Here is a 22,655-nt window from a genome sequence, read left to right as displayed (position 1 = left end):
CGAGCCGACGTCAGCGGCCCAGGCCGAGGTCGAGCGAGCCGCTGGCCACTTGCTGGTTCTGCGTGGACACCCGGTCGAGGTAGCCGCGGGACTTGGTGACTTCGTTCTCGAGCGTGCCGATCGTCGCCGACATGTTGTCCAGCGCCTCGACCTTGAACGTGTCGATCGCGTCCATCGTCGCGTAGATGTTGGCGAACGCGGCCTGCAGCTGTGGCAGCCCGATCGTGGCGGAGCCGGCCTGCTGCTGGATCGCGACCGAGTTGTCCTTCAACAGCTGAGAGGTGCGCTCGATCATGTCGCTGGTCGTGGTGTTGAGCGCGGTGATCTGGTCGAGCACGAGCTTCTGGTTGCCGAGCGCCTGGGCCACGATGACGGCCGTACGCAGGGCCGAGACCGTGGTGGTCGAGGCGCGGTCGACGCCCTTGATCAGCTCAATGTTGTTCTTGATGACGACGTCGATGGCCAGGTAGTTCTGGATCGACACGGCGAGCTGGGTGAGCAGGTCCTGGTGCTTCTGCCGGACGTAGAACAGCACGTCGTCACGCAAGGACTTGGCCTTGTCGGGGTCGGTGGTCTCGAGCTGGGCGATGGTGGCCGACAGCTTGGCGTCGAGGCGCTCGGCGACGTAGACGTACTGGTTGAGCCGGCCCATGGTGTCCCAGAGCTGCTGCTTCTCCAGGTTGAGCGCGGCGTTGTCCTTGCCGAGCTCGTCCTGGCCGTTGCGCAGCGCGTGCAAGATGCCGTCGAGGTGTCCCTGGGCGCTCTGGTACTTGCGGAAGTAGTTCTCCAGCTTGTCCCCGAACGGGATCATGCCGAGCAGCTTCTTGGTGCCGGTGGCTTCCTTGGGGTCCAGGTCCTCGACCGTCCGGCGCAGCTCCAGCAGCGACTTGCCGACCGTCGACTTCTCGGACAGGCCACCGGACTGCAGCGCCTTGACCGGCGAGGCGAGGAGCCGGTTGGAGCTCTCGGCCGCCTGCCGGATGTCCGCGTCGCCCATGCTGCGTACGTCGCCGGCCTTGGCCTCGAACTCCGGTGACCGCGGCTGCGCGGAGACCAGGGACTCCAGGAATCCCTCGACCTTGGCGTCCAGCCCGGGCAGCGCGGCTGGGTCAACAGCCGGCGCCATGCTCGGGGCAGCCGTGGCCGCCACCGGCTGGGTCGGGGCAGGGGCAGTCAACGTGACAGCCTCGACCGGCTCAGGCGGTTGAAGCGGACTGGCCGCCTGGGCTCCGTCGCTCTCGGACATGCTGTCTCCCCTCGCTGTGCGGAGTGACCGCATGGCGGGCCAGCAGGCCCGTCATGGGAGCACCCCGAACTCCCGTAGCCACGACATCGTGACGAGGCCCACAATCTACGCTGCTCCGGCGACCGTCCGGAGGTGCGGGCACGACAACGGCCGTCATCCGATCGGATGACGGCCGTCGAACAATGCGCTCGCGAGGGTCTAGAGGTTGGCCACCGTCTCGGCGGCGCCCGTGATCGCGACAGCGCGGGACTCGGCGGCGGTGTGGTGGCCCGCCCAGATGCTGGCCGAGACGAGGTAGTTCCCCTTGACGACGACGGCGGCGTACTGCTTGCCGTTCTTGAGCATCAGGTGCGTGCTCTTGGACGTGCCTGCCCACGGGACCTCGTGCCAGCCGGGCATGAGCGTGCATCGTCCGCCGTCGGTACGCATGGCCCGCAACGCCTGCCGACCGTTGGCCCACCCGGTGACGGTCAGGTCCGCGGACATCTTCGTGAGGTTGTCGCCGTCGCTCGCGTCGAAGTACGCCCAGTTACGACCGGCGGTCGGTGCGAGCCCGTCCGGATTGACTGGGTCACATCGCTGAGCTCTCATGATGGGAGCGATGTTCGGTGTCTGGCCGAGGTCCCACGCGATCGGCCAGCCGGCCATCTGGCTCGGTGCCACATCCGGGATGGTCGTGATCGCTCGCTGCACCGTGGCGGCTGCCCCTGCAGCCGGTGCCGGTGAGGCTTCTGCAGCGGCGACGCCCGCGCCTGACATCGCCAGGACAGCAATTGCGGTGGTGGCGACAGAACGACGAATCAGCTTGGAAGTCATACGGATCCCCTTCGGTGTAGCGGCCCCCGTTGGCCCGCTACAGCACATGACGCTCCGGACAGCGCGATCCGTTGCCCCGGAAGGCGCCGGCCGGTGCTCGGCCGGTGCTCGGCCGGCGCGACCTCCGAGGGTCAGGCTCCACGCATCAGGTCTGCGCACCGTTCGGCCATCGTCATGACGGTGATGTTGGGGTTGACCGCGGGCAGCTTGGGCATCGCAGATGCGTCCACCACGCGCAGCCCGGATACGCCCTTCACCCGCAGCTGCGGGTCGAGGACGGCCATGGGGTTGTCCGCTGCGCCCATCCGCGCCGTGCCCGCCGGGTGATAGACGGTGTTGTGCGTCTTGTGGATGTAGTCGAGCAGCTCGTCGTCGGTGCTGGCATCGGGTCCGGGCGCCAGCTCGCGCGCGACCCAGCCCCGCAGTGGCTCCTGCTCAGCGATCCGGCGAGCCAGGCGTACGCCGGCGAGCATCACCCGCTCGTCGTGCCCGTCGGCGTCGGTGAAGTAGCGCGGATCGACTCTCGCGCGGTCGCGGAAGTCACGGGACCTCAGTCGTACGGTGCCGCGTGAGAGTCCCTGCGTGACGTTGGGCGTGAGGCAGAAGCCGTTGTCCGTGGTCGGGTAGCCCCAGCGCAGGGTGTTCATGTCGAACGGCACGCTGCCGTAATGCATCATCAGGTCGGGCACGGCCAGGCCGTCGACGGTCGTCGCGAACAGCCCGATCTCCCACCACTGCGTCGAGGTCGTGACCATCGGTCGTGATGCTTCGAAGAACACCAGGCCCTCGACGTGGTCGTCGAGGTTCTCGCCGACACCGGGGGAGTCCACTCGGACGGTGATGCCGTGCTCGCGCAGGTGGTCCGCAGGCCCAATTCCTGACAGCATCAACAGTTTTGGCGTGTCGATGGCCCCCGCGGTGACCACGACCTCTCGACGCGCCGACACTGTGTCGTACCCCGTCAGGTCCGGGCGTTGGTAGCGAACTCCGGTGGCGGCCAGCGTGTCGTCGATGACGATCTCGCTCACCCAGCAGCCGGTGCGGACCTCGAGGTTGCTGCGCGAGTCCAGGATCGGATGCAGGTACGCATGGGACGTGGACATCCGCGTCCCGTCCTCGCCCGCGTTGATCTGGAACCAGCCCGCGCCGTTGAGAACCGTTGTGCCCCGGTTGAATTCAACGGTCGGGAGGCCGACCTTCGCGGCAGCATCGAGGAGAGCGAGCCCGCACGGGTCAAGCGGTGGTACGTCCCGCAGCCGCACCGGACCGTCGAGCCCGTGCTGGTCGCCGGGGGCGTCGTTGTTCTCGACGCGGGCGACGTACGGCAGCACATCGCGAGCACCCCAACCCGTGGCACCCATCGCCTCCCAGTCGTCCAGTGCCTCTGCCGGAGGCCAGAACGCGATGCACGAGTTGTGCGATGAGCAGCCGCCGAGCACCTTGGCCCGGGCATGCCGCATGAAGCTGTTGCCCTTAGCCTGCGGCTCGATCGGGTAGTCCCAGTCGTAGCCGGAGTCCAGCAGGTGCATCCACTCCGATAGCTGGAGCACGTTGGGGTCACCGACATCGGACGGTCCGGCCTCCACAAGGCAGACGGTGACGTCCGGGTCCTCACTCAGCCGGGCCGCGAGCACACATCCGGCAGTGCCGCCGCCAGCAATGACATAGTCAAAAGTGCTGTCCGACAAAGGAATTCAGTCCTTCGTCTCGCTCGCGTGGGACGCGAGGGTGCCGATGTGGTTGCGGCCCTTGACGGCGTACCAGAGCAGTCCGAGGCCGAGGATCAGGCCGATGTAGACGAAGGCGCCCCACGTGTTGTACCAGGGGTCGCCGTAGACGGCGGTTCGCGGCCACGCGAGGTTGATGGCCATCCCGGCACCCCAGACGACCGCGAGAATGTTCACTGGGAGACCCCAGCGACCCATCGTGAAGTAGCCGCCGGCCTTGAGATCCGCGGGCGGCCACTGGCCCTGGAGCCGCTTCTTGAGCAATGGTCCGGTGACCATCAGGTAGGCCAGATAGATCATGATGATCGCGATCGATGTCAGGACTGTGAAGATCTGCGACTGCCCGATGTTGACGACGAGGATGGCGACGGCCAGCAGACCGATGATCACGGCCGGGACGATCGGCGTCTGGTGCTTCGGGTGCACGCGAGCGAGCTTCTCGCCAAAGGGAAGCGCGTTGTCTCGGGCCATCGCGAAGGTCAGCCGGATGGCGGCCGTGTGCACCGCGAGTGAGCACACCGTGACCGCGACCATGATGCAGATCAGGAAGATCGTGCCGACAGGACCCCACATGACGTCCTGGACGATGGACTGCAGGCCGCCGGCGGAGCTGAGCTGGGGGTCCTTGAGGTTGGGCGCGGCCATGATGGCGAAGACGAGGATCGCGCCGCCGATGACGAACGAGGCGAGGATGGCGCGCAGGATCGCCTTCGGCGCCGTACGACGTGGCTCGACCGTCTCTTCGCCCAGCGAGCTGGCCGTGTCGAAGCCGTACATCACATACCCGGATGCGAGCGACGCGATCAAGAAGGCGCCGAGGTAGCCGCCGCTCTCGCCGGCGCCGTACCCGTTGCTGGAGAAGAAGACGTGCGGGCCGCGTTCGATGTTGAAGGCGAGGATGATCGCGATCAGCACGGCGGCGATCAGCTCGATGAACACACCGGCACTGTTGATCATCGACATGAGCTTGACGCTCCAGGCGTTGACCGCCGTGGTGAAGATGATCCAGATCGTGCCGAGGAGTACGGCATTGGCGGCAGCGTCGTTCGCGCCCGTCCCGTCGCCGATGATCTGGAAGCCACTCCACAGCCGGGGGAGGTTGGACTGCAGCGCGAGCACGACGGCGGACAGCGTGACGATCGACGCGGTGAGCATCAGCCACCCGGAGGTCCACCCGACGACCCTGCTGCCGAGGAGCTTGGACCAGTTGTAGACGGAGCCGGCCACGGGATACTTCGCCGCGAGCTCCATGAAGCAGAGCGCGACCGCCAGCTGGCCTACGAAGACCAGCGGCCAGGACCAGAGATAGGCCGGACCCGCCGTGCCGAAGCCGAAGTAGAAGAGCTGGAACGTGCCGGTCAGGATCGAGATGTAGCTGACCCCGGCGGCAAAGCTGGCGAACTTGCCGATGCTGCGGTCGAGGGACTGGCGATAGCCGAGTTCCTCCATGCCGGTGTCGGTAGCGGATTCGTGCTCTGCCTGAGCTGTCATCGTGCGCGTGCCTCTCGGGAAGGTTCGCCGCAGCCGGACTGTCCGGGGCGGTGCCGACAAACGGTCAGTCGCCCTTGAACCACCCCGCCGGCTTGGGTGCGGTGTTGCGCCAGATGTGCTTCAGCTCCTGGTACTCCGCCAGTCCCGCGGGCCCGAGCTCGCGCCCGTTGCCCGATTTCTTGAAGCCACCCCACTCGGCTGCCGCGGTGTAGTAGCCGAAGTCGTTGAGCCAGACCGTGCCGTGGCGGAGCGCTCTCGCGACTCGCTCTCCCCGCCCCGGGTCCGACGTTCGTACGCCGGCGGCGAGGCCGTACTCGGTGTCGTTGCCGAGCCGGATCGCCTCCTCCTCGGTGGTGAAGCGCTCGACCGTGAGGATGGGTCCGAACGTCTCCTCCTGGACGATGCGCATCGTTCGGTCGCACCTGTCCAAGATCGTGGGCAGGTAGAAGCTGCCCTTCGCGAGCGAAGGATCGGTCGGACGGGAGCCGCCCGTCACGAGCGTGGCGCCTTCGGAGATGCCGAGCGCGACGTACGCCTCGACCTTGGCCAGGTGGTCCTGAGAGACCAACGGGCCGGTCTCGCTGGCGGGATCCAGCCCGTCGCCCATCCGGATGGTCGCGGCCCGCGCGGCGAGTGCGGCCACGAAGTCGTCGGCGATCGACTCCTCGATGATCAGTCGTGTGCCGGCCGAGCAGACCTGCCCGGAGTGCAGGAACACGCCGGTCAGTACCTGGTCGACCGAGCTCTCCCACTCGGTGTCGGCGAAGACGATGTGCGGGTTCTTGCCGCCGAGCTCGACCGCGCATCGGGTCACCTGCTGGGCCGCGGCCTTCGCCACGATGCGTCCCGTCGCGAGGCCACCGGTGAAGGAGATGAGGTCGACATCGGGAGTCTCGGTCAGAGCCGCTCCTAACGTCGCGCCGCTGCCCTGCACCAGGTTGACCACCCCGGCCGGCGCGCCCGCCTCCTCGATCAACCTGACGAAGGCGATGGTGCTGAGCGGTGTCACCTCGCTCGGCTTGGCCACCATGGTGCAGCCGGCGGCCAGCGCGGGAGCGACCTTCCAGGACATCTGCAGCAGCGGGTAGTTCCAGGGCGCGATCAGGACGCAGACGCCGATCGGCTCCCGGACGACGGTGCTCATGACGTCGGGATCTCCGACATCGACGAGCCGGTCCGACTCGATGCCGACGAGCCGGCTGTAGTAGCGGAACACCGAGACGACGTCGTCGATGTCGATGCGGCTCTCGACCAGGGTCTTTCCGGTGTCCTCGGTCTCGATGCGCGCCAGCGCTTCCTTGTCCCGCTCGAGCAGGTCGGCGATCCGATCGAGGAGGGCAGCGCGCTCGTTGACCGGAGTGGCGGGCCAGTCGCCTTGGTCGAAAGCTGACCTCGCTGCTGCCACCGCACGCGTCGCATCAGCCGGTGTGGCCTCGTCGACGACGGCGAAGACCTCGCCGTTCGCGGGATTGGTCAGCTCTCGAGTGCCGCCGTCGGATGAGTGCACCCAGTCGCCGGCGATATAGAGATCCGGCGTGCGGTCAGTCATCCGACGTCACTCCCTCGTGTCTGGCATCGTCACGATGAGCCAAGCACAGTTCGAGACGTCGGAGCGCTGTGCGGGACGGGCGTTGTCAGCCGGCCGACGCTGGCAACGGCGCCTGCGCCGAGTCCGTACGCTGGCACGCTCGCACGGACCCGAGCTCCTCTCGAAGGCTGGCGAGGGCGCGTGACGCGTTGGAACGGACGGTGCCCTCACGACAGGACAGTGTCTGGGCGATCTGTGCGTCGGAGAGATCTTCGTAGAAGCGCAGCACCAGCACCGTGCGCTGGACTCTGGGCAGACGCCAGAGCAGCTCCATCATCTCGTCGCGCGACTCGATATCCACGAGTGGTTCAGAGGCGCGGTCCCTGGTCACCGCATCGTGGGAGACGATCTCCGAGGCCGAGCGAAGCCGCTTCTTCGACACATAGCGGTTGACCAGCACGCGTCGAACATAAGCATCCTGGTTGGTCGCGGCACGGACCTTGTGCCACTTGATGAGCACGGTGGCCATGGTGTCCTGGACGAGATCCTGTGCATCGTGACGATTGCCCGTCAGGGCGCCGGCCAGGTTCATCAGTCGGGGATAGGCCGCAGTGACATATGTGGCGGCTTCCGGATCGGTCGCGGATCGCATCTCAACCCCCCTGCCCGGCACGGGGATCGATCGCGATCCCGTCCTCCGGGGAACGTGTCGGCGGATGCGTTTGCCGACTGCCGGCGACAGGCTGGCTGTGCGCCGGCCCGTAGCTCGAGAGGCGCAGCTCCGACTCCGTCGCGAGCACCATCGACGTCGCTGCTGCGATGGCCGCGGACTGGTCGGGGTCGTAACTGACGCCGTAGACCACGAGGTCCCCGACACGGGCGGCCGCGAGCACGGCAGCGGGCGATCCGTCGGGAGGGGGCGCCCCGGACATCGTTCCGGTGCGCAGCGAGGCGACGGGGTCAGCGGGTATCAGCGCGAGCAGATGATTCGCGTCGTCGTGACCTGCCCAGAGGAAGGCCGTCGGCCGCTGACCGGACGGCCAGCGGCAGGCAGACGTGTTAGCGGCGACAGCAGGCAGGACTCTGAAGCCGGTGCTGGTCTGATAACCGGCGATGGTCCCGATCAGCACGCGGGACGTGTCGCGTCGGACCTGCTGGATGGACGAGAGCTGGTCAGCGCTGCGTTGATCGGAGCAGTTCATTCCAGGAGACGGAAAACCGAGGTTGTACGCCGTGCCCTGCTGAGCGCCGTCCCTCTCCCAATGGTGGCCCCCGAACGTGCCTGCGGCGAAGGTCGATTCCATGCGGTAGGCGTACCTGCCGGGATCGGACTGACCCGAGGGTGTGGCTCCGCTTGTGGTGCGGTCCGGCAGCGGGACGGGAATGGGCAGGGAGCCATCGGTGATCGATGCGACGGACGTCAGTGGCCCCAGGCCATGTTTCACCGCCGCCGCACCGACCATGAGCGCGACGCACATCAGGACAGACGTGGTCAGGACGACTGTGTTGCGAAGCCGTGCCTTCCGGGAGGCCGTTCGACGCGCCCGGTCCACTACTGGACCGGCGTCCCCAGGCTCGATGGACCATCTGCTGAGCCGTGCTTGTAGCAAGGTCTCGGCGTCAGTCTCGTCAGCTCCGCGCATCAGACCCTCCCCCCGAGTGATGGTAGTGATCGGTCGGTCCGCTCGACTGATGACGCGCGAGACCCACCGATCCGCTGCATCAGGTGAACAGGTCGTTCATCTCGCCCCAGTTCAGCGCCTCGCCCATCTCGGTGTAGGTGCCCTTCTCCAGCATCTCGTGTGCGGCCCGGGAGACGTGCCCGAAGACCGAACTCGCCAGTGAGGACCCGGCCGACACCCGTCGTACGCCGGCGTCCTTCAGCTCGGGGACCGAGGGAGACCCAGGCCCGACGAGGACGTTGACGGGCGCCTTGATCTCTGACGTCAGCCGGCTGATCAGCTCCAGGTCACCGGTGCCCGGGACGAAGATGCCGCTGGCACCGGCGTCGAGATACGCGGCCGCTCGGGCGAGGGTGTCGTCGACATCGTTGGTGCCCGCGAGGTAGGAGTCGGTGCGGGCGTTGATGAAGAGGTCGACGCCGGCCTGCTCGGCCGCCTTGCGCACGACGCCGACGCGATGGGCGGCGTCTTCCAAGGACCGGAAGCCACCGTCGTACGTGTCCTCGAGGTTGACCCCGACGGCACCCGCGTCGATCACCAGTCGCGTGGTCTCCGCGAGCGCCGCGTCGCCCTCGCCGAAGCCGCCCTCGATGTCGCTCGTCACCGGCACGGAGACGGCCGCGGTGATCCGTCGCAGGTTTTGCAGCATGAGGTCGCGGTCCAGGCGGTTGCCGTCCGGCTGTCCGAGCGCCCAGGCCACCGCCGCGCTGGTCGTGGCGAGCGCGGGAGCCCCAGCAGCCTCGATCACGCGCGCGGTGGCCGCGTCCCAGCAGTTGGGCAGGACGAGGACGTCCTGGTGGAGGGCATGGAAGCGCGAGGCGAGATCTGTCGTCATACGCCGAACGCTAGGTGCAGCCACCGACACCAGCCGGCGAGGGCAATTCCTGACGAGTCGCCGTCGAAGTCACAGGAATTCGCCGGCATCGGCGGACTGCGCGTCGCGCGCCCTACCGTGTGCTCACCACGCGCCGAAGGGGTTCGCGTCGCGTGCTGGCAGACGACCGGCCTCACCCGGTCGTCCCGTGAAGTGGGGGTCCACCAATGAGTCGATCTGTCGTACGCCGAGTGGCCGCTCCAGCGCTCGCACTCACCGTCGTCACAGCGCTCGCCGCCTGCGGTGACGTGTCTGCACCGGGTGCGGGGCCGAGCCGTACGACGAAGGCGTCGCCAACCGCGACGGCCACCGCTGTCCGGGCGACGCCGCCGGCACCGCCCACCGCCGGCCAGAAGGTCGACTCGACCGCGCTCTTCACTCGAGTGAACGCGGCCATGGCCAAGGCGAAGTACGTCCGGGTCGTCATGGACGCCCCGGCCGGCGACGAGGACATGCGGCTGGATCAGCTCATCGTCAGCCCCACGCGCAACGACCTGCGGATGGACATGGGGCGCGGCGACGAGATGCGAGTCATCGACGGCGTCATCTTCATGAAGAGCCCGGAGATCAGCAAGAAGTGGATCCGCATCGACGCCTCGTCCAAGAACCCGTTCGCCCAGATCGGCTTCGCCTCCCTGCAGGGAGCAGCCGGCCAAGGTCCGGGCGCGCAGCTGGAGCTGATGCGCCACACCCAGTCGACGTCGGAAGGCCCGGAGCTGGTCGGCGGAGTCCGCACGACGCGGTACGCCGCCAAGGTGCCGTTCTCGCTCGTGCTGGAGCAGCAGCTCTCGGCGGTGAAGTTGCTGGGAGGCGCTAACGACCCCGAGATGAAGCGCGAGCTGGCGACCGTACGCAAGAAGACGGCGGGCAAGCACGTTGGCTACCGCTTCTGGCTCGACCAGCAGGACCGACTGGTCAAGGTCACGGTCGACTTCGGCTCTGTCGCAGACGTCCTCAAGGCGGTTGGCGATGAGTCAGCAGAGGACAAGGACATGCCTGACTCCATGACGATCAGCTACACCCGGTGGGGAGTGCCGTTCTCGATCATCCAGCCGCCCGCGAGCCAGGTCGAATCTGCCGACAAGGCCTTCGCTCGCATGCCTGGTCCGGACTCGGAGACCGGCAGCGGATCGTATGACCCGGATGCGGTGCCCACGTGTGAGGCGACCTGTCCATGACCCCGGCCGTCGCACGCCGAGTGGTGACCCCAGCTGTCAGGCGCCCCGGACCTGCGGCTGGGTGACGCCTGGCTGCGATCGAGCGCGTTCGCGCAGAGAGGTCAGGGCCTTGTGGCAGCTGCTGCGCACGGCGGCCTCGGAGATCTCCATGATCTGCGCGACTTCCTTGACCGACTGGTCCTCGTAGTAGCGCAGCGCCACGATCACCCGCTGCTGGCGAGGCAGCGTGGTCACCATGGAGCGCAGCAGATCGCGATCGACCAGCCGCTCCTGTGGGTCGGGCACCGCTCGAAGTCCTCCGGACACCGCGTCGTCGGAGACGACCTCATGACTGGCGAACCTGCGCCGCTGCGAGATGTAGGTGTTGGCGAGCATGCGTCGTACGTAGGCGCCCGGGTTGGTGCTCGCGTCCACCTGGTCCCACTTGTCGATGACCTTCGCGAGCGTCTCCTGGACCAGGTCCTCCGCGTCGTACCGGTTGCCGGTCATGGACATCGCCAGTCCGAAGAGGCGAGTCAGGTCCCGGTCGAGCAGCTCCGTGAGCGCAGTCTCGTTGGGCGTACGGCGAGCGAACAGTCCCATGGTCACTTCACCAACCCCTGAGCCCTGAGGTTTGTCGCCATGACGTTGGTGGCCTCAAGAGCTTTGAGGCGAAGTGTCCGTGTCGGTGTGGAACCCGAGAGGTTGTTCGTGAACACCGAGCTGACGATGTATCCCTCGACGCGACGGACCACGGTGACGGACCGTCCACGGAACTGGGTGACGGTGAAGGAATCAGTCGAAGGAGCCTCCGGCACGATTCCGATGGTCACGTCACTGATCACGCCGGCGTTGTCCTTAGCACTCCAGGAACATGGGGAGGCTTTTCGCTTGGCCTCATCAAACGCGATGGGCGCGTCCGCCCACGCGTACCGCGCGATGGCGTTCATGGCGAAGTACATCGCTGGACTCGAGCTCGTCCAATCGTTGATCGAGCTGATCGGCACGGGATGACCCGTATTCCGGCCGCCACATATCTGGCCGGCGACCTTGGGCTCGCGGCCGGCTCTCACCTGTGACGTGTCCGTATTGCGTGCTCCGGGCGCCGTGGTCGCGTGGTACTGCATCCCCTCCAACTGGCTGGCGTGAGGCAGCAGCGTGGCGGCGTCCAGGGGAGCTGACCGTGTCTCGGTGACTGAACTGATTCGCGAGCCGGGCCGGATCGAGGTGCTGTCCCGTGAGAGCTGGCCGGCGAATACGGAAGCGGCGGTGATCGCGGCCACTCCACCGACGGCGACCGCGCCGGTGGCTATCGTCCGCCTTCGGCGCAGTGCGCCGGCCCGCTCACGGGCTCGCCCTACGAGCGCCGCACGGTCGGGCTCCGCTGGTGACCACGCGTCGTACTCGGAGCGCAGCCGGTCCTCGAGCTCGTGCAGATCTGAGTCGCTCATCGGTTCCTCCCCGGTCAGTAGTGTCTCTGGGGAGTAGGACGCTGCGGACGTCACTTGACGTGACCCACGTCGTACGACCGGCTCGATTTGGTCTCAGCCCGCGCCCACCCGTACCCTGAGGCCTACCAATGACCGCCGGTTGTCGAGGTCCGCAAGGACCGCGATCGAAGGCCTCGCCAGGAGCGAGCGACCAGCACAGGTGAGCTAGGCAGCACGGCGAGTGATCGCCTGCGACGTCAGGCGGGTTTCCCGCTGACTGAGCCCCGCGCATCTGCGCCGGGGCTCTCTTCATGTCTGGGCCCGGATCGACCGGCACTCACCCGGAAGGAGGCCCGCATGGCGAAGTCCGACAAGAATGTGGCGATCGCTGAGCTCACGGACAAGTTTCGTGACTCGAGCGCGGCCGTGCTGACGGAGTACCGCGGCTTGTCCGTGGCCCAGCTCACTGAGCTGCGCAACTCCATCCGTGAGCACGCGACTTACTCCGTGGTGAAGAACACGCTGACCAAGCGTGCTGCCGAGGCAGCGGGAGTCACCGCTTTCGACGGCCAGCTCGAGGGTCCGTCCGCGATCGTCTTCGTCACCGGTGACCCGGTGGAGACGGCCAAGGGCCTGCGTGACTTCGCCAAGGACAACCCCAACCTCGTCATCAAGAGCGGCGTGCTGGACGGCAACCCGCTCTCTGCTGAGGAGATCACCAAGCTCGCGAGCCTCGAGTCTCGCGAGACCCTGCTCGCCAAGCTGGCAGGCGCCATGAACGCCTCGCTCAGCCAGGCGGTCTACCTCTTCGCGGCCCCGCTGTCGCAGACGGCCCGCGTGGTCGATGCGCTGCGCGTCAAGGTCGAGGCCGAGGGACCCGCCACCACCGCAGAGGCTCCGGCCGCTGCGGAGGAGGCACCGGCTGCCGACGAGGCAGCCACCACCGACGTCGCCGAGGGTGGCGACGACAGCTGATCTCGGCTCACGCCGAATCAGCAGCAAACACAACGCCACTCACGGCATGAATGGAAAGGACGCCACCATGGCGAAGCTCAGCACCGACGAGCTCCTTGAGGCCTTCAAGGACATGACCCTCATCGAGCTCTCCGAGTTCGTGAAGCAGTTCGAGGACACCTTCAACGTCACCGCCGCGGCCCCCGTTGCCGTTGCGGGCGCGGCCGGTCCGGCCGCCGGCGCCGGCGAGGCCGCCGCCGAGCAGGACGAGTTCGACGTCATCCTCACGGGTGCCGGCGACAAGAAGATCCAGGTCATCAAGGAGGTCCGCGCGCTGACCTCCCTCGGCCTGAAGGAGGCCAAGGACCTCGTGGACGGCGCCCCCAAGCCCGTCCTGGAGAAGGTCGACAAGGCTGCGGCGGAGAAGGCCAAGGAGGCCCTCGAGGGCGCCGGCGCCTCCGTCGAGCTCAAGTAAGACTGACTTCTAGAAGAGACGACGATGCCGGACCGAGGGAGCTTGCGACCTCGGCCGGAGGAGGAGTCTCATCAAGAGTGATCAGTTAGATCATCTCTGCGAAGCGGGACCGACCACTGGTCGGTCCCGCTTCTGCGTTGTCTGTACGCCGCCCGCCGGGTCAGGCGACCACGTCGAGCCGGTGCTCCTGGCCGTTGACCGTGAACGTGTCGCCAGCGCTGAGGCCCTTGATGGCCTCGAAGACGGGGGAGTCGGCAGAGATTCCTTCGTAGGTCACACCGTCGACCTCGATCGCGTCAGCCGCGACGCCCACCACGTAGTGGTCACCGCCGAAGGCGACGACCGCACCCGGGACCACCGTCGTCTGAAGGCCGAAGTCGAGCGCATCGAGGATCTTCAGGACGCCCTTCTCGCGCTCCTCGGCCCCTCCGTAGAGGCCGGACAGGTCACCCGCCTCGTCCGACTGGGAGAGATCATCGACGGCGTACGACGAGTCCTGGTCCAGGTCCGCGGCGGCGTGCTCGTCCGCGACAGCCTCACGCGAGGAGCTGACCTCACGTTCGGCGCGAGCCCTGAGTGCCGCGTTGATCCGTTGCTTGGCCTCGCCGTCCAGTGCTGTGGGCTCACTCATCGTCTGTCCTTCCGCAGGGCGTCTCTGATCGAGGCACCCATCGTCCCTGATCGATCCGGAGTGACCCTCGATCCCCGCAAAGGCGCTGGTCGTTCGGTGGACGTTCGCTGTGAACTGTTACCGATCACCCTGTCCTCCCGGGCAGCGCTGGGTCAGTGATCAGTCAAGTCGTTCTGGGCTTGCCATAACCCATCGTTTTCCCATGGAGTTCTCGATAGTCCTGGTGCGCGGTCGCAGGTCATCCCTCGGCCGTCCTTGACGTCCCGACAACCAAAGGATCAGCACCATGAGCAGGACTCTTCGCGCCATCGTCGGCACCGCCGGCGCACTGGCGCTCTCCGCGGCCGGCGTGACGGCCGCGCACGCCGCGCCCACCGGCGACGACGGCCCCAGGACGTCGAACATCGTGGGTGGCAGCAAAGCCGACTCGCCCTACATCGTGCAGCTCGTCTTCAAGCAGGACGGTGGCACGTACGGCTGCACGGGCGAGGCCATCTCGGCCGGCTGGGTGCTGACCGCCAAGCACTGCGTCGACGGCACCACCTCGATGAACGTCTACTACAGCAACGACACCGCCAACCGCGGTGAGGCCGTCGTGGCCAGCGATTTCCAGGCGTCGTCCTCGGGGGACGTCGGACTGGTCAAGCTGGGCACGGACAAGGAGCTCAACGAGTACGCCCCCCTTGCCGACTCGTACTCCCCGTCGGGCGGCACGGGTGAGATCTGGGGCTACGGTCTCCGTGCCGACAAGCAGGACCCGGACTGGCTGTACAAGGCGACGGTCAACATCGACGGTGCGAGCACCGATGCGTACGACGGCAAGGCTGTGCACGTCCTCGGTGAGGACGGTGCGTCCAACCACGGCGACTCGGGCGGCCCGCTGTTCGTCGACGGCAAGATCGTCGGTGTCTGCTCCACCGGCGACACGGCCGACCCGGGCTCGGACATCCACGCCGGGTCCAACTACGCCAACCTGACCGACAGTCGCAGCTGGATCAAGTCCACCTCCGGCGTCTGACGTCGGCGGCCCCTCCGGTTTCGACCGGAGGGGCCGCTGCATTGCTCGGGGGTCGCCCGGCCGGTGGAAATTGGGAGGCGCCCTGTCTGCGCCCACGCATAGCGTGAGCAAACGATGACCACCACCGATCGTCGGACCGCGACAACCCCTCACCCGCCTCGACCTGCCGTGGACGATCCGTCCCGGGAGGTGAGCTGGCGACGCCTGCGTACGCCAGCAGCAGCTTTCGCGCTCACGGCGCTCGCCTTCGGTGTGGCCGGGCAGGCGCTCGGCACCGTGGTCGCCGGCCGGCTGACGACCGACCCGACCGGCTCGCTGGTCGTCCTTCTCGCGGTCGCCGTCGTCGGTGGAGCGGTGCTCGCGACGATCGGGCAGGTGGCGTGGGCGGCGGTCGTCGATCGTGCTGAGGGCGCGCTCCGTGGTGACCTGCTGAGCGCTGCCCTACGTCAGCCACTGGGGGCGCTGTCAGAGCAGGCGGTCGGCGAGGTCCTGGACCGCGTCGACGACGACACCCACGAGGTCGGCACCCTGACGCGGCAACAGGTGTGGGGCCTCCTGCGTGCTGGGTTCGGCGTGATCCCGATGTGGATCATCGCGGGCCTGACGTGGTGGCCGGCTTGGCTAATCTTTCCCGCCACCGCACTCCTGATCTGGCCGGCCATCCGCCGGCTGCTGCCGCAGATCTCCGAGCGCAAGGTCGTCGAGGAGATGGCCTGGACCGATCACGCTGCCGCACTCGAGGAGAGCATCGCCGGCCGCGACGACCTGCGTACGAGCCTCGGCCAGTCGTTCGCTGTCCGCCGGGTTGCGCAGCTGTCCGCCCTGGTGCACGAGCGCTTCCTCAGCGTCCTCCGTCTCGAGCGATCGCTCCTGATGCGGGCCGGCGTCATCCTGCATGCCGCGCTGGCCGGCATCGTCGTCGCCGGTGCCGCGATGGTCGTGGCGGGCGACCTGACCGTGGCCCGCCTGGTGACGCTGTTCCTGGTCACGAGCCTGTTCGTCGGGCAGATCAACAACGTCGCCCAGCACCTGCCCGACCTGCAGGCCGGTCTGGGTGCGCTCGTCCGACTTCGTCAGATGCTGTCGGTCGAGCCGGAGCCCGTCGGTGGCGCGCCGATGCCCGACGGAGACCTCGACCTAGAGTTCCGTGACCTCGAATTCGCTTATGACGAAGGCGGATTCGCTCTTCGTGACATCGATCTGCACGTCCCACACGGTCAAACGATGGCCCTGGTCGGTCGTACAGGATCGGGCAAGTCCACCCTCGCGTCGCTGGTGTCGCGGGCGGTGAACCCGCAGCCAGGGACGGTGCTGATCGGCGGCGTTGACGTCCTCGACCTCGATCTGCAGCAGCTGCGCACTGCTGTCGGCGTCGTAACCCAGCGGACCGACATCATGGCCGGCACGCTCGAGCAGAACATCACGTTGTTCGCGGCGATCGACCGAGCCCACGTGGAGGCCGCCGTCGACGAGCTCGGCCTCACCGAGTGGGTCGCCCATCTCCCGGAGGGGCTGGACACCGTCCTCGGACCGTCCGGTACGTCCCTCTCGGCCGGTGAGGAGCAGCTGGTCGCGTTCGCCCGGCTGCTCGTACGCGACGTACGAGTGGTCATCCTCGATGAAGCCACCGCCCGGATGGACCCCGTCACCGAGGCCCGCGTGGTGGCCGCCTCCGACCGGTTGCTGGCGCATCGCACGGGCATCCTCGTGGCGCACCGACTCTCGACGACCCGACGCGCGGAGCACGTCGCGGTCCTCGAGCGTGGCCGTGTCGTGCAGGCCGGCCCGATGCAGGCGATGCGCTCGCAGCACGGGCCTTTCCGGACGCTCTGGGAGGCCGCCGCCACCGAGGAGCACGCCACCGAGACCGAGGCGGCGGAGGTCGGTGGTGTCCGGCGCACCGGTCCCGCCCCTGCGGTGCGCGATGTCGGACCTGGCGCCAGCCTCGCGCGCGGAGTGTGGAACGCGCTGCGCGTTCGCCCTGGCTGGGGCTTGCTGGCCGTCGGTCTCTTCGCTGCGTCTGCGCTGCTCGGCTCGGTCGGCGCGCTCACCGGTCTCCTCTGGGGACACGTGGTCGTGGACCTGCGCGACGGCACCACCCACGTGTGGCTCATCGGGCTCCTCGTTACGGCCCTGCTGCTCGGCCCTTACCTCCTCGCCGTCGCGATCGGTCTCTACCCACGCTGGTGGGTGGAGGTGCTGCTGCGGACCCGGATGTCGGTGCTGCGCGGCCAGACCGCGCAGCATCGCCTGCCTCCAGCGCCGGCCGGCGAGGTGGTGGCGCGCGCCATGGATGCTGATCGTTATGCCCGGTACGCCGACCGCTGGATCGACTTCATCAACGGCTTGGTGATCGTCGTGGTCACCGCCGTGGCAGCCGGCACCTACGTCGCCGGGCTGGTGCTCCTCGCGGTGATGGTCGCGGCGTCGGGCGCATCCGTGCTCGGCCGGCCGATAGCAGGCCGTACGGCGGCTCAATCCTCAACAGCACGAGCGCGATTCGGCCGTTCGCTGGTCTCGTCGCTGGAGTCGGCACGGACCGTGAAGCTCGCGGGTCGTACGCCGGAGGTGCACGCTCACCTGCAGCGGGTCGACGGTGGCCGCGTCGAGGCGGCCGTGAGCGAGCACCGTGTGCAGGCCGTACTCGACGGCGTGCCGAGCATCATGGTGCAGGCCGGAGCCGTTGCGGCCTGGGCCGCGTTCGTCAACGGCGTCTGGGGTCTCGCGACGACCCTTCTCGTGGTCGGCGCCGTCAATGGCTTCGACTGGTTCGGGCGGGTGGCAGGAGCGGTCGTCACCGAGGCACCGGGCACGCGCGCCTGGCAGCAGGCGACGTCGGCGTTCGCGGGCGGGGCCGACCTGATGGACGTCCCGGACGACATCGACCTGCTCACGGGAGCCGCACCCGATGCGCCACCGAGCCCGGCCGTACGGCTCCACGAGATCGCCCTGCGCGACGTCGACGTGCTGCACGAGGACGGCACGATCGGCGTCAACGGTGTTGATCTCACCGTGCGTCGCGGTGAGCTCGTCCTGCTGCTCGGCCAGGTGGGCTCCGGCAAGTCGAGCCTTCTGCGCGCCTTGGCCGGACTCGTGCATCACACGGGTTCCCTCACCTGGAACGGTGAGCCGGTCACGGATGCCGAGACGTTCCTGCGGCCGGGAAGAGTCGCTTACGTCGCGCAAGTTCCCCGCGTCTTCTCCGGCACCTTCGTCGACAACGTGCGGCTCGGGCACGCCGAGCGCGCGTTCGAGCAGCCGGTCGCGGATGCCCGGCTTGCCGTGGACGTCGAGGCGGCGGGCGGTGCGCACGCTGTGGTCGGACAGCGCGGTCTACGGCTCTCAGGTGGGCAGGTGCAACGTCTCGCGCTGGCCCGTGCGCTGGCGGCCGATGCCGAGCTCTTGCTCGCCGACGACGTGTCCAGCGCGCTCGATGCCGCGACGGAGCTGGAGCTGTGGACGGCCCTGCGAGCGCGATCGGCCACCGTCATCGGCGCCACGTCCAAGCGGGCTGCTCTCGCGCAGGCCGACCGCGTCGTCGTGCTCCACCAGGGGCGGGTCGAGGCGATCGGGCCCTGGACCGAGCTCGAAGCCCGTTTCGGAAGGTTGGCAGGCTGAGGAAGCTGCTGGACGCCGGTGGCCGCAGACGTTCGTGACGACCCTGTTGCGAGGCCGCTGTGAACCACGTCGACGCGCCCAGAACCGCAGTATCCCTTGACCTGGGACACCTGCCGGGTCCATCCTCGACGCGTCACCTGCTTGGGGGAGCGGGTGGCGGTGTCCGGGCCGAGGCGCCGGCCGATGAGCCGCGCCTAGACATGGTCCCCTTTCTGGGTTATGCTGTTGCTTTGCGCTGCCTTGTCTTCGCTCACCCTTTGACCATCAGTACCAACTGGTTTATGCCCGGGGGCCGACCGTTCCCGGCGATCCAGCAGGTGCTGTCGTCGTCGTGCTGCCCCACGGCCGACGCAGGGGATGTGCTCGATAGGGCTTCGCTGACCGCCGCTCAGTAAGGCCTTGTGGAAGGACCCCTCGTTGGCTGCCTCGCGTACCGCGACTCAGACTCTGTCCTCTGCGAAGACGGCTTCCGGCCGCCTTTCGTTCGCCAAGATCCGCGAACCCCTTGAGATCCCCGACCTCCTTGCGCTCCAGACGGAGAGCTTCGACTGGCTGCTCGGCAACGAGCGCTGGCAGGCTCGCGTTGCCGCTGCAAAGGATGCCGGTCGGGTCGATGTCCCCGAGCGCTCCGGCCTCGAGGACATCTTCGAGGAGATCTCCCCGATCGAGGATTTCTCCGGTTCGATGTCCCTCTCGTTCCGCGATCACCGGTTCGAGGACATCAAGTACTCGATCGATGAGTGCAAAGACCGGGACATGACCTATGCCGCTCCGCTGTTCGTGACAGCGGAGTTCATGAACACCACGACTGGTGAGATCAAGAGCCAGACCGTCTTCATGGGCGACTTCCCGCTCATGACCGACCGAGGCACCTTCATCATCAACGGCACCGAGCGTGTCGTGGTCTCGCAGCTCGTCCGCAGCCCGGGCGTCTACTTCGAGCGCTCCATCGACAAGACGTCCGACAAGGACATCTACACCACCAAGGTGATTCCGAGCCGCGGTGCCTGGCTGGAGTTCGAGATCGACAAGCGCGACCTGGTCGGCGTGCGCGTCGACCGCAAGCGCAAGCAGTCGGTCACGGTGCTCCTCAAGGCGCTCGGCTGGACCGAGGCGCAGATCCTCGAGGAGTTCGGCGAGTACGAGTCGATGCGCCAGACCCTCGAAAAGGACCACACCGCTGGTCAGGACGAGGCGCTGCTGGACATCTACCGCAAGCTGCGTCCGGGAGAGCCGCCCACCAAGGAGGCCGCTCAGACGCTGCTGGACAACCTCTACTTCAACGGCAAGCGCTACGACCTGGCCAAGGTCGGTCGCTACAAGCTGAACAAGAAGCTGGGTGTCCAGGCGCCGCTGAGCGAGTCGGTGCTCGGTATCGACGACATCGTCGCCACCATCAAGTACCTCGTCTCGCTGCACGCCGGCGAGACGACGATGCCTGGTGTGCGTGACGGTCAGCCGGCCGAGTTCCGCGTCGAGGTCGACGACATCGACCACTTCGGCAACCGTCGTGTCCGCAACGTCGGCGAGCTCATCCAGAACCAGGTCCGCACGGGTCTGTCCCGCATGGAGCGCGTCGTCCGCGAGCGCATGACCACGCAGGACGTCGAGGCCATCACGCCGCAGACGCTGATCAACATCCGGCCCGTCGTTGCCTCCATCAAGGAGTTCTTCGGCACCAGCCAGATGTCGCAGTTCATGGACCAGAACAACCCGCTGGCCGGCCTGACGAACAAGCGTCGTCTCTCCGCGCTGGGTCCGGGTGGTCTGTCCCGTGACCGCGCCGGCATGGAGGTCCGTGACGTTCACCCGTCGCACTACGGCCGCATGTGCCCGATCGAGACCCCTGAGGGTCCCAACATCGGTCTGATCGGCTCGCTGGCGACGTTCGGTCGCATCAACGCGTTCGGCTTCGTCGAGACCCCGTACCGCAAGGTCTCCAAGGGCAAGGTCAGCGACGAGGTCGACTACCTGTCGGCGGACGAAGAGGACGAGTTCGTCATCGCGCAGGCCAACGCGCCGCTGACGCAGGACAACCACTTCGCCGAGGACCTCGTACTGGTCCGCACCAAGGGTGGAGAGGCCAGCGACGTCCCGGCCGAAGAGGTCGACTACATGGACGTGTCCGCGCGCCAGATGGTCTCGGCCGCGACCGCGCTGATCCCGTTCCTGGAGCACGACGACGCCAACCGTGCGCTCATGGGCGCCAACATGCAGCGTCAGGCTGTCCCGCTGGTCAAGTCCGAGGCGCCGCTGGTCGGCACGGGCATCGAGTACCGCACCGCGCTCGACTCCGGTGACGTGGTTCGCGCCACGAAGGCCGGTGTCGTCGAGGAGGTCTCGGCCGACCTGGTGACGATCGCCAACGACGACGGCACGCGCCAGACGTACCGCATCGCCAAGTTCACCCGCTCCAACCAGGGCACCTGCTACAACCAGCGGGTCGTCGTGGAGGCGGGTGACCGCGTCGAGGCCGGCACCTTCATCGCCGACGGTCCTGCGACCGACGGTGGCGAGATGGCGCTGGGCAAGAACCTCCTCGTGGCATTCATGCCGTGGGAGGGCCACAACTACGAGGACGCCATCATCCTCAGCCAGCGTCTCGTGCAGGACGACGTCCTGTCCTCGATCCACATCGAGGAGCACGAGATCGATGCGCGCGACACCAAGCTCGGTCCGGAGGAGATCACTCGGGACATCCCGAACGTCTCCGAGGAGGTCCTCGCGGACCTGGACGAGCGCGGCATCATCCGCATCGGTGCTGAGGTTCGTGACGGCGACCTGCTCGTCGGCAAGGTCACGCCCAAGGGTGAGACCGAGCTGACGCCGGAGGAGCGCCTGCTGCGCGCCATCTTCGGTGAGAAGGCGCGTGAGGTCCGCGACACCTCGATGAAGGTGCCGCACGGCGAGACCGGCACGGTCATCGGCGTCCGGGTGTTCGACCGCGACGAGGGCGACGAGCTCCCGCCGGGCGTCAACCAGCTGGTCCGGGTCTACGTCGCCAACAAGCGCAAGATCACCGACGGTGACAAGCTCGCCGGCCGCCACGGCAACAAGGGCGTCATCGCCAAGATCCTGCCGGTGGAGGACATGCCGTTCCTCGAGGACGGCACGCCGGTCGACGTCGTGCTCAACCCGCTGGGTGTTCCCTCCCGGATGAACCCGGGCCAGGTGCTCGAGCTGCACATGGGCTGGGCCGCCTCGCGTGGCTGGAACATCGAGGGCACGCCGGAGTGGGCCGAGAAGATCCCCGCCGACGCCCGTCAGGCCGGTCCGTTCACGCGGATCGCCTCGCCGGTGTTCGACGGTGCTCGCGAGAGCGAGATCACGGGTCTGCTCGACTCGACGACTCCGACGCGCGACGGTGTGCGCCTGGTGGATGGCTCCGGCAAGACGCCGCTCTTCGACGGTCGCTCCGGCGAGCCGTTCCCCGAGCCGGTGGCCGTGGGCTACATGTACATCCTGAAGCTGCACCACCTGGTCGACGACAAGATCCACGCCCGCTCGACCGGTCCGTACTCCATGATCACGCAGCAGCCGCTGGGTGGTAAGGCGCAGTTCGGTGGTCAGCGATTCGGTGAGATGGAGGTGTGGGCGCTCGAGGCATACGGCGCGGCGTACGCGCTGCAGGAGCTGCTCACCATCAAGTCCGATGACGTCAACGGTCGCGTGAAGGTCTACGAGGCCATCGTCAAGGGCGAGAACATCCCCGAGCCGGGCATTCCCGAGTCCTTCAAGGTGCTCATCAAGGAGATGCAGTCGCTGTGTCTGAACGTCGAGGTGCTCAGCTCCGACGGTCAGACGATCGACCTGCGTGACTCCGACCAGGAGGTCTTCCGCGCGGCGGAGGAGCTCGGTATTGACCTGTCTCGGCGCGAGCCGAGCAGCGTCGAAGAGGTCTGATCCCTTCGGTGCCGTACGCCGGGGCTCAGCTCCGGCGTACGGCACCGAAACAGACTGTCATTTAACAACTCTCAGACCTCTTAAGACTTAGAACGAAGGAAGGCA

At 67.5% G+C, this 22,655-nt stretch carries 17 protein-coding genes; 6 read left to right on the top strand and 11 right to left on the bottom strand.

Features of this window, described 5'->3' with window-relative positions; translation table 11 throughout:
* Positions 1 to 10: 10 nt before the first annotated feature.
* The 8 genes from VV02_RS21420 to VV02_RS21385 form a co-directional block, all read right to left on the bottom strand.
* Entirely contained in the window at positions 11 to 1,246 is a 1,236-nt protein-coding gene (locus VV02_RS21420) for a toxic anion resistance protein (RefSeq protein ID WP_052594906.1), read from the bottom strand.
* 198 nt (positions 1,247 to 1,444) lie between these two features.
* Complete coding sequence (locus VV02_RS21415; protein WP_052594905.1) at positions 1,445 to 2,062, bottom strand: hypothetical protein; 618 nt, start codon at positions 2,060 to 2,062, stop codon at positions 1,445 to 1,447.
* A 131-nt stretch (positions 2,063 to 2,193) separates the two neighbouring features.
* Entirely contained in the window at positions 2,194 to 3,750 is a 1,557-nt protein-coding gene (locus VV02_RS21410) for a GMC family oxidoreductase (protein WP_052594903.1), read from the bottom strand.
* Positions 3,751 to 3,756: 6 nt separating this feature from the next.
* The gene (locus VV02_RS21405; protein WP_052594901.1) at positions 3,757 to 5,280 is read right to left on the bottom strand and encodes an APC family permease; all 1,524 of its coding nucleotides are present in this window, start codon (positions 5,278 to 5,280) and stop codon (positions 3,757 to 3,759) included.
* Positions 5,281 to 5,344: 64 nt separating this feature from the next.
* Positions 5,345 to 6,829 carry an aldehyde dehydrogenase family protein gene (locus VV02_RS21400; RefSeq protein ID WP_052594900.1) on the bottom strand — a complete coding sequence of 495 codons (1,485 nt, stop codon included), beginning with the start codon at positions 6,827 to 6,829 and terminating at the stop codon, positions 5,345 to 5,347.
* Between the two features lie 85 nt (positions 6,830 to 6,914).
* The gene (locus tag VV02_RS21395) at positions 6,915 to 7,460 is read right to left on the bottom strand and encodes a SigE family RNA polymerase sigma factor (RefSeq protein WP_052594898.1); all 546 of its coding nucleotides are present in this window, start codon (positions 7,458 to 7,460) and stop codon (positions 6,915 to 6,917) included.
* A 1-nt stretch (position 7,461) separates the two neighbouring features.
* Entirely contained in the window at positions 7,462 to 8,112 is a 651-nt protein-coding gene (locus tag VV02_RS21390) for a hypothetical protein (protein ID WP_157063494.1), read from the bottom strand.
* Between the two features lie 418 nt (positions 8,113 to 8,530).
* Positions 8,531 to 9,325 carry an isocitrate lyase/PEP mutase family protein gene (locus tag VV02_RS21385; protein ID WP_052594893.1) on the bottom strand — a complete coding sequence of 265 codons (795 nt, stop codon included), beginning with the start codon at positions 9,323 to 9,325 and terminating at the stop codon, positions 8,531 to 8,533.
* Positions 9,326 to 9,531: 206 nt separating this feature from the next.
* Between VV02_RS21385 and VV02_RS21380 the strand changes: the two genes are divergently transcribed.
* Positions 9,532 to 10,542: an SCO4651 family lipoprotein gene (locus VV02_RS21380; RefSeq protein ID WP_157063493.1), complete on the top strand. Its 1,011-nt coding sequence runs from the start codon at positions 9,532 to 9,534 to the stop codon at positions 10,540 to 10,542.
* Positions 10,543 to 10,578: 36 nt separating this feature from the next.
* On the opposite strand, the gene VV02_RS21375 is transcribed toward VV02_RS21380, so the two are convergent.
* Both VV02_RS21375 and VV02_RS21370 read right to left on the bottom strand, forming a co-directional pair.
* Positions 10,579 to 11,124 carry an RNA polymerase sigma factor gene (locus tag VV02_RS21375; protein ID WP_052594889.1) on the bottom strand — a complete coding sequence of 182 codons (546 nt, stop codon included), beginning with the start codon at positions 11,122 to 11,124 and terminating at the stop codon, positions 10,579 to 10,581.
* A 2-nt stretch (positions 11,125 to 11,126) separates the two neighbouring features.
* Positions 11,127 to 11,972 (bottom strand): hypothetical protein, encoded by an 846-nt coding sequence (locus VV02_RS21370; RefSeq protein ID WP_052594887.1) that lies wholly within the window; start codon positions 11,970 to 11,972, stop codon positions 11,127 to 11,129.
* Positions 11,973 to 12,308: 336 nt separating this feature from the next.
* Here VV02_RS21370 and rplJ point away from each other — a divergent pair, with 336 nt between their 5' ends.
* Both rplJ and rplL read left to right on the top strand, forming a co-directional pair.
* Positions 12,309 to 12,926 (top strand): 50S ribosomal protein L10, encoded by a 618-nt coding sequence (rplJ, locus tag VV02_RS21365; protein ID WP_052594885.1) that lies wholly within the window; start codon positions 12,309 to 12,311, stop codon positions 12,924 to 12,926.
* 67 nt (positions 12,927 to 12,993) lie between these two features.
* Entirely contained in the window at positions 12,994 to 13,380 is a 387-nt protein-coding gene (gene rplL, locus VV02_RS21360; RefSeq protein WP_052594883.1) for a 50S ribosomal protein L7/L12, read from the top strand.
* 160 nt (positions 13,381 to 13,540) lie between these two features.
* Here rplL and VV02_RS21355 read toward each other — a convergent pair whose 3' ends face one another.
* Positions 13,541 to 14,011 carry a hypothetical protein gene (locus tag VV02_RS21355; protein WP_052594881.1) on the bottom strand — a complete coding sequence of 157 codons (471 nt, stop codon included), beginning with the start codon at positions 14,009 to 14,011 and terminating at the stop codon, positions 13,541 to 13,543.
* A 286-nt stretch (positions 14,012 to 14,297) separates the two neighbouring features.
* Between VV02_RS21355 and VV02_RS21350 the strand changes: the two genes are divergently transcribed.
* From VV02_RS21350 to rpoB, 3 genes are all read left to right on the top strand, one after another.
* The gene (locus VV02_RS21350; protein ID WP_052594879.1) at positions 14,298 to 15,029 is read left to right on the top strand and encodes a S1 family peptidase; all 732 of its coding nucleotides are present in this window, start codon (positions 14,298 to 14,300) and stop codon (positions 15,027 to 15,029) included.
* Positions 15,030 to 15,143: 114 nt separating this feature from the next.
* Entirely contained in the window at positions 15,144 to 18,647 is a 3,504-nt protein-coding gene (locus VV02_RS21345) for an ATP-binding cassette domain-containing protein (protein WP_052594877.1), read from the top strand.
* A 417-nt stretch (positions 18,648 to 19,064) separates the two neighbouring features.
* The gene (gene rpoB, locus VV02_RS21335; protein WP_052594873.1) at positions 19,065 to 22,550 is read left to right on the top strand and encodes a DNA-directed RNA polymerase subunit beta; all 3,486 of its coding nucleotides are present in this window, start codon (positions 19,065 to 19,067) and stop codon (positions 22,548 to 22,550) included.
* The last annotated feature ends 105 nt before the right edge of the window (positions 22,551 to 22,655 follow it).

Origin of the sequence: Luteipulveratus mongoliensis (genome assembly GCF_001190945.1) — a bacterium.
GTDB classification, from domain to species: domain Bacteria; phylum Actinomycetota; class Actinomycetes; order Actinomycetales; family Dermatophilaceae; genus Luteipulveratus; species Luteipulveratus mongoliensis.
This window is presented reverse-complemented; position numbering and strand designations above follow the sequence as displayed.

What these genes read in the sequence shown, in the direction of transcription:
- VV02_RS21375 (WP_052594889.1), bottom strand. Translation starts at nt 11,124, where the DNA reads ATGGGACTGTTCGCTCGCCGTACGCCCAACGAGACTGCGCTCACGGAG.
- VV02_RS21390 (WP_157063494.1), bottom strand. Translation starts at nt 8,112, where the DNA reads ATGGAATCGACCTTCGCCGCAGGCACGTTCGGGGGCCACCATTGGGAG.
- VV02_RS21380 (WP_157063493.1), top strand. Translation starts at nt 9,532, where the DNA reads ATGAGTCGATCTGTCGTACGCCGAGTGGCCGCTCCAGCGCTCGCACTC.
- VV02_RS21345 (WP_052594877.1), top strand. Translation starts at nt 15,144, where the DNA reads ATGACCACCACCGATCGTCGGACCGCGACAACCCCTCACCCGCCTCGA.
- VV02_RS21420 (WP_052594906.1), bottom strand. Translation starts at nt 1,246, where the DNA reads ATGTCCGAGAGCGACGGAGCCCAGGCGGCCAGTCCGCTTCAACCGCCT.
- VV02_RS21400 (WP_052594900.1), bottom strand. Translation starts at nt 6,829, where the DNA reads ATGACTGACCGCACGCCGGATCTCTATATCGCCGGCGACTGGGTGCAC.
- VV02_RS21350 (WP_052594879.1), top strand. Translation starts at nt 14,298, where the DNA reads ATGAGCAGGACTCTTCGCGCCATCGTCGGCACCGCCGGCGCACTGGCG.
- VV02_RS21370 (WP_052594887.1), bottom strand. Translation starts at nt 11,972, where the DNA reads ATGAGCGACTCAGATCTGCACGAGCTCGAGGACCGGCTGCGCTCCGAG.
- rplL (WP_052594883.1), top strand. Translation starts at nt 12,994, where the DNA reads ATGGCGAAGCTCAGCACCGACGAGCTCCTTGAGGCCTTCAAGGACATG.
- VV02_RS21395 (WP_052594898.1), bottom strand. Translation starts at nt 7,460, where the DNA reads ATGCGATCCGCGACCGATCCGGAAGCCGCCACATATGTCACTGCGGCC.
- VV02_RS21405 (WP_052594901.1), bottom strand. Translation starts at nt 5,280, where the DNA reads ATGACAGCTCAGGCAGAGCACGAATCCGCTACCGACACCGGCATGGAG.
- VV02_RS21385 (WP_052594893.1), bottom strand. Translation starts at nt 9,325, where the DNA reads ATGACGACAGATCTCGCCTCGCGCTTCCATGCCCTCCACCAGGACGTC.
- rplJ (WP_052594885.1), top strand. Translation starts at nt 12,309, where the DNA reads ATGGCGAAGTCCGACAAGAATGTGGCGATCGCTGAGCTCACGGACAAG.
- VV02_RS21355 (WP_052594881.1), bottom strand. Translation starts at nt 14,011, where the DNA reads ATGAGTGAGCCCACAGCACTGGACGGCGAGGCCAAGCAACGGATCAAC.
- VV02_RS21415 (WP_052594905.1), bottom strand. Translation starts at nt 2,062, where the DNA reads ATGACTTCCAAGCTGATTCGTCGTTCTGTCGCCACCACCGCAATTGCT.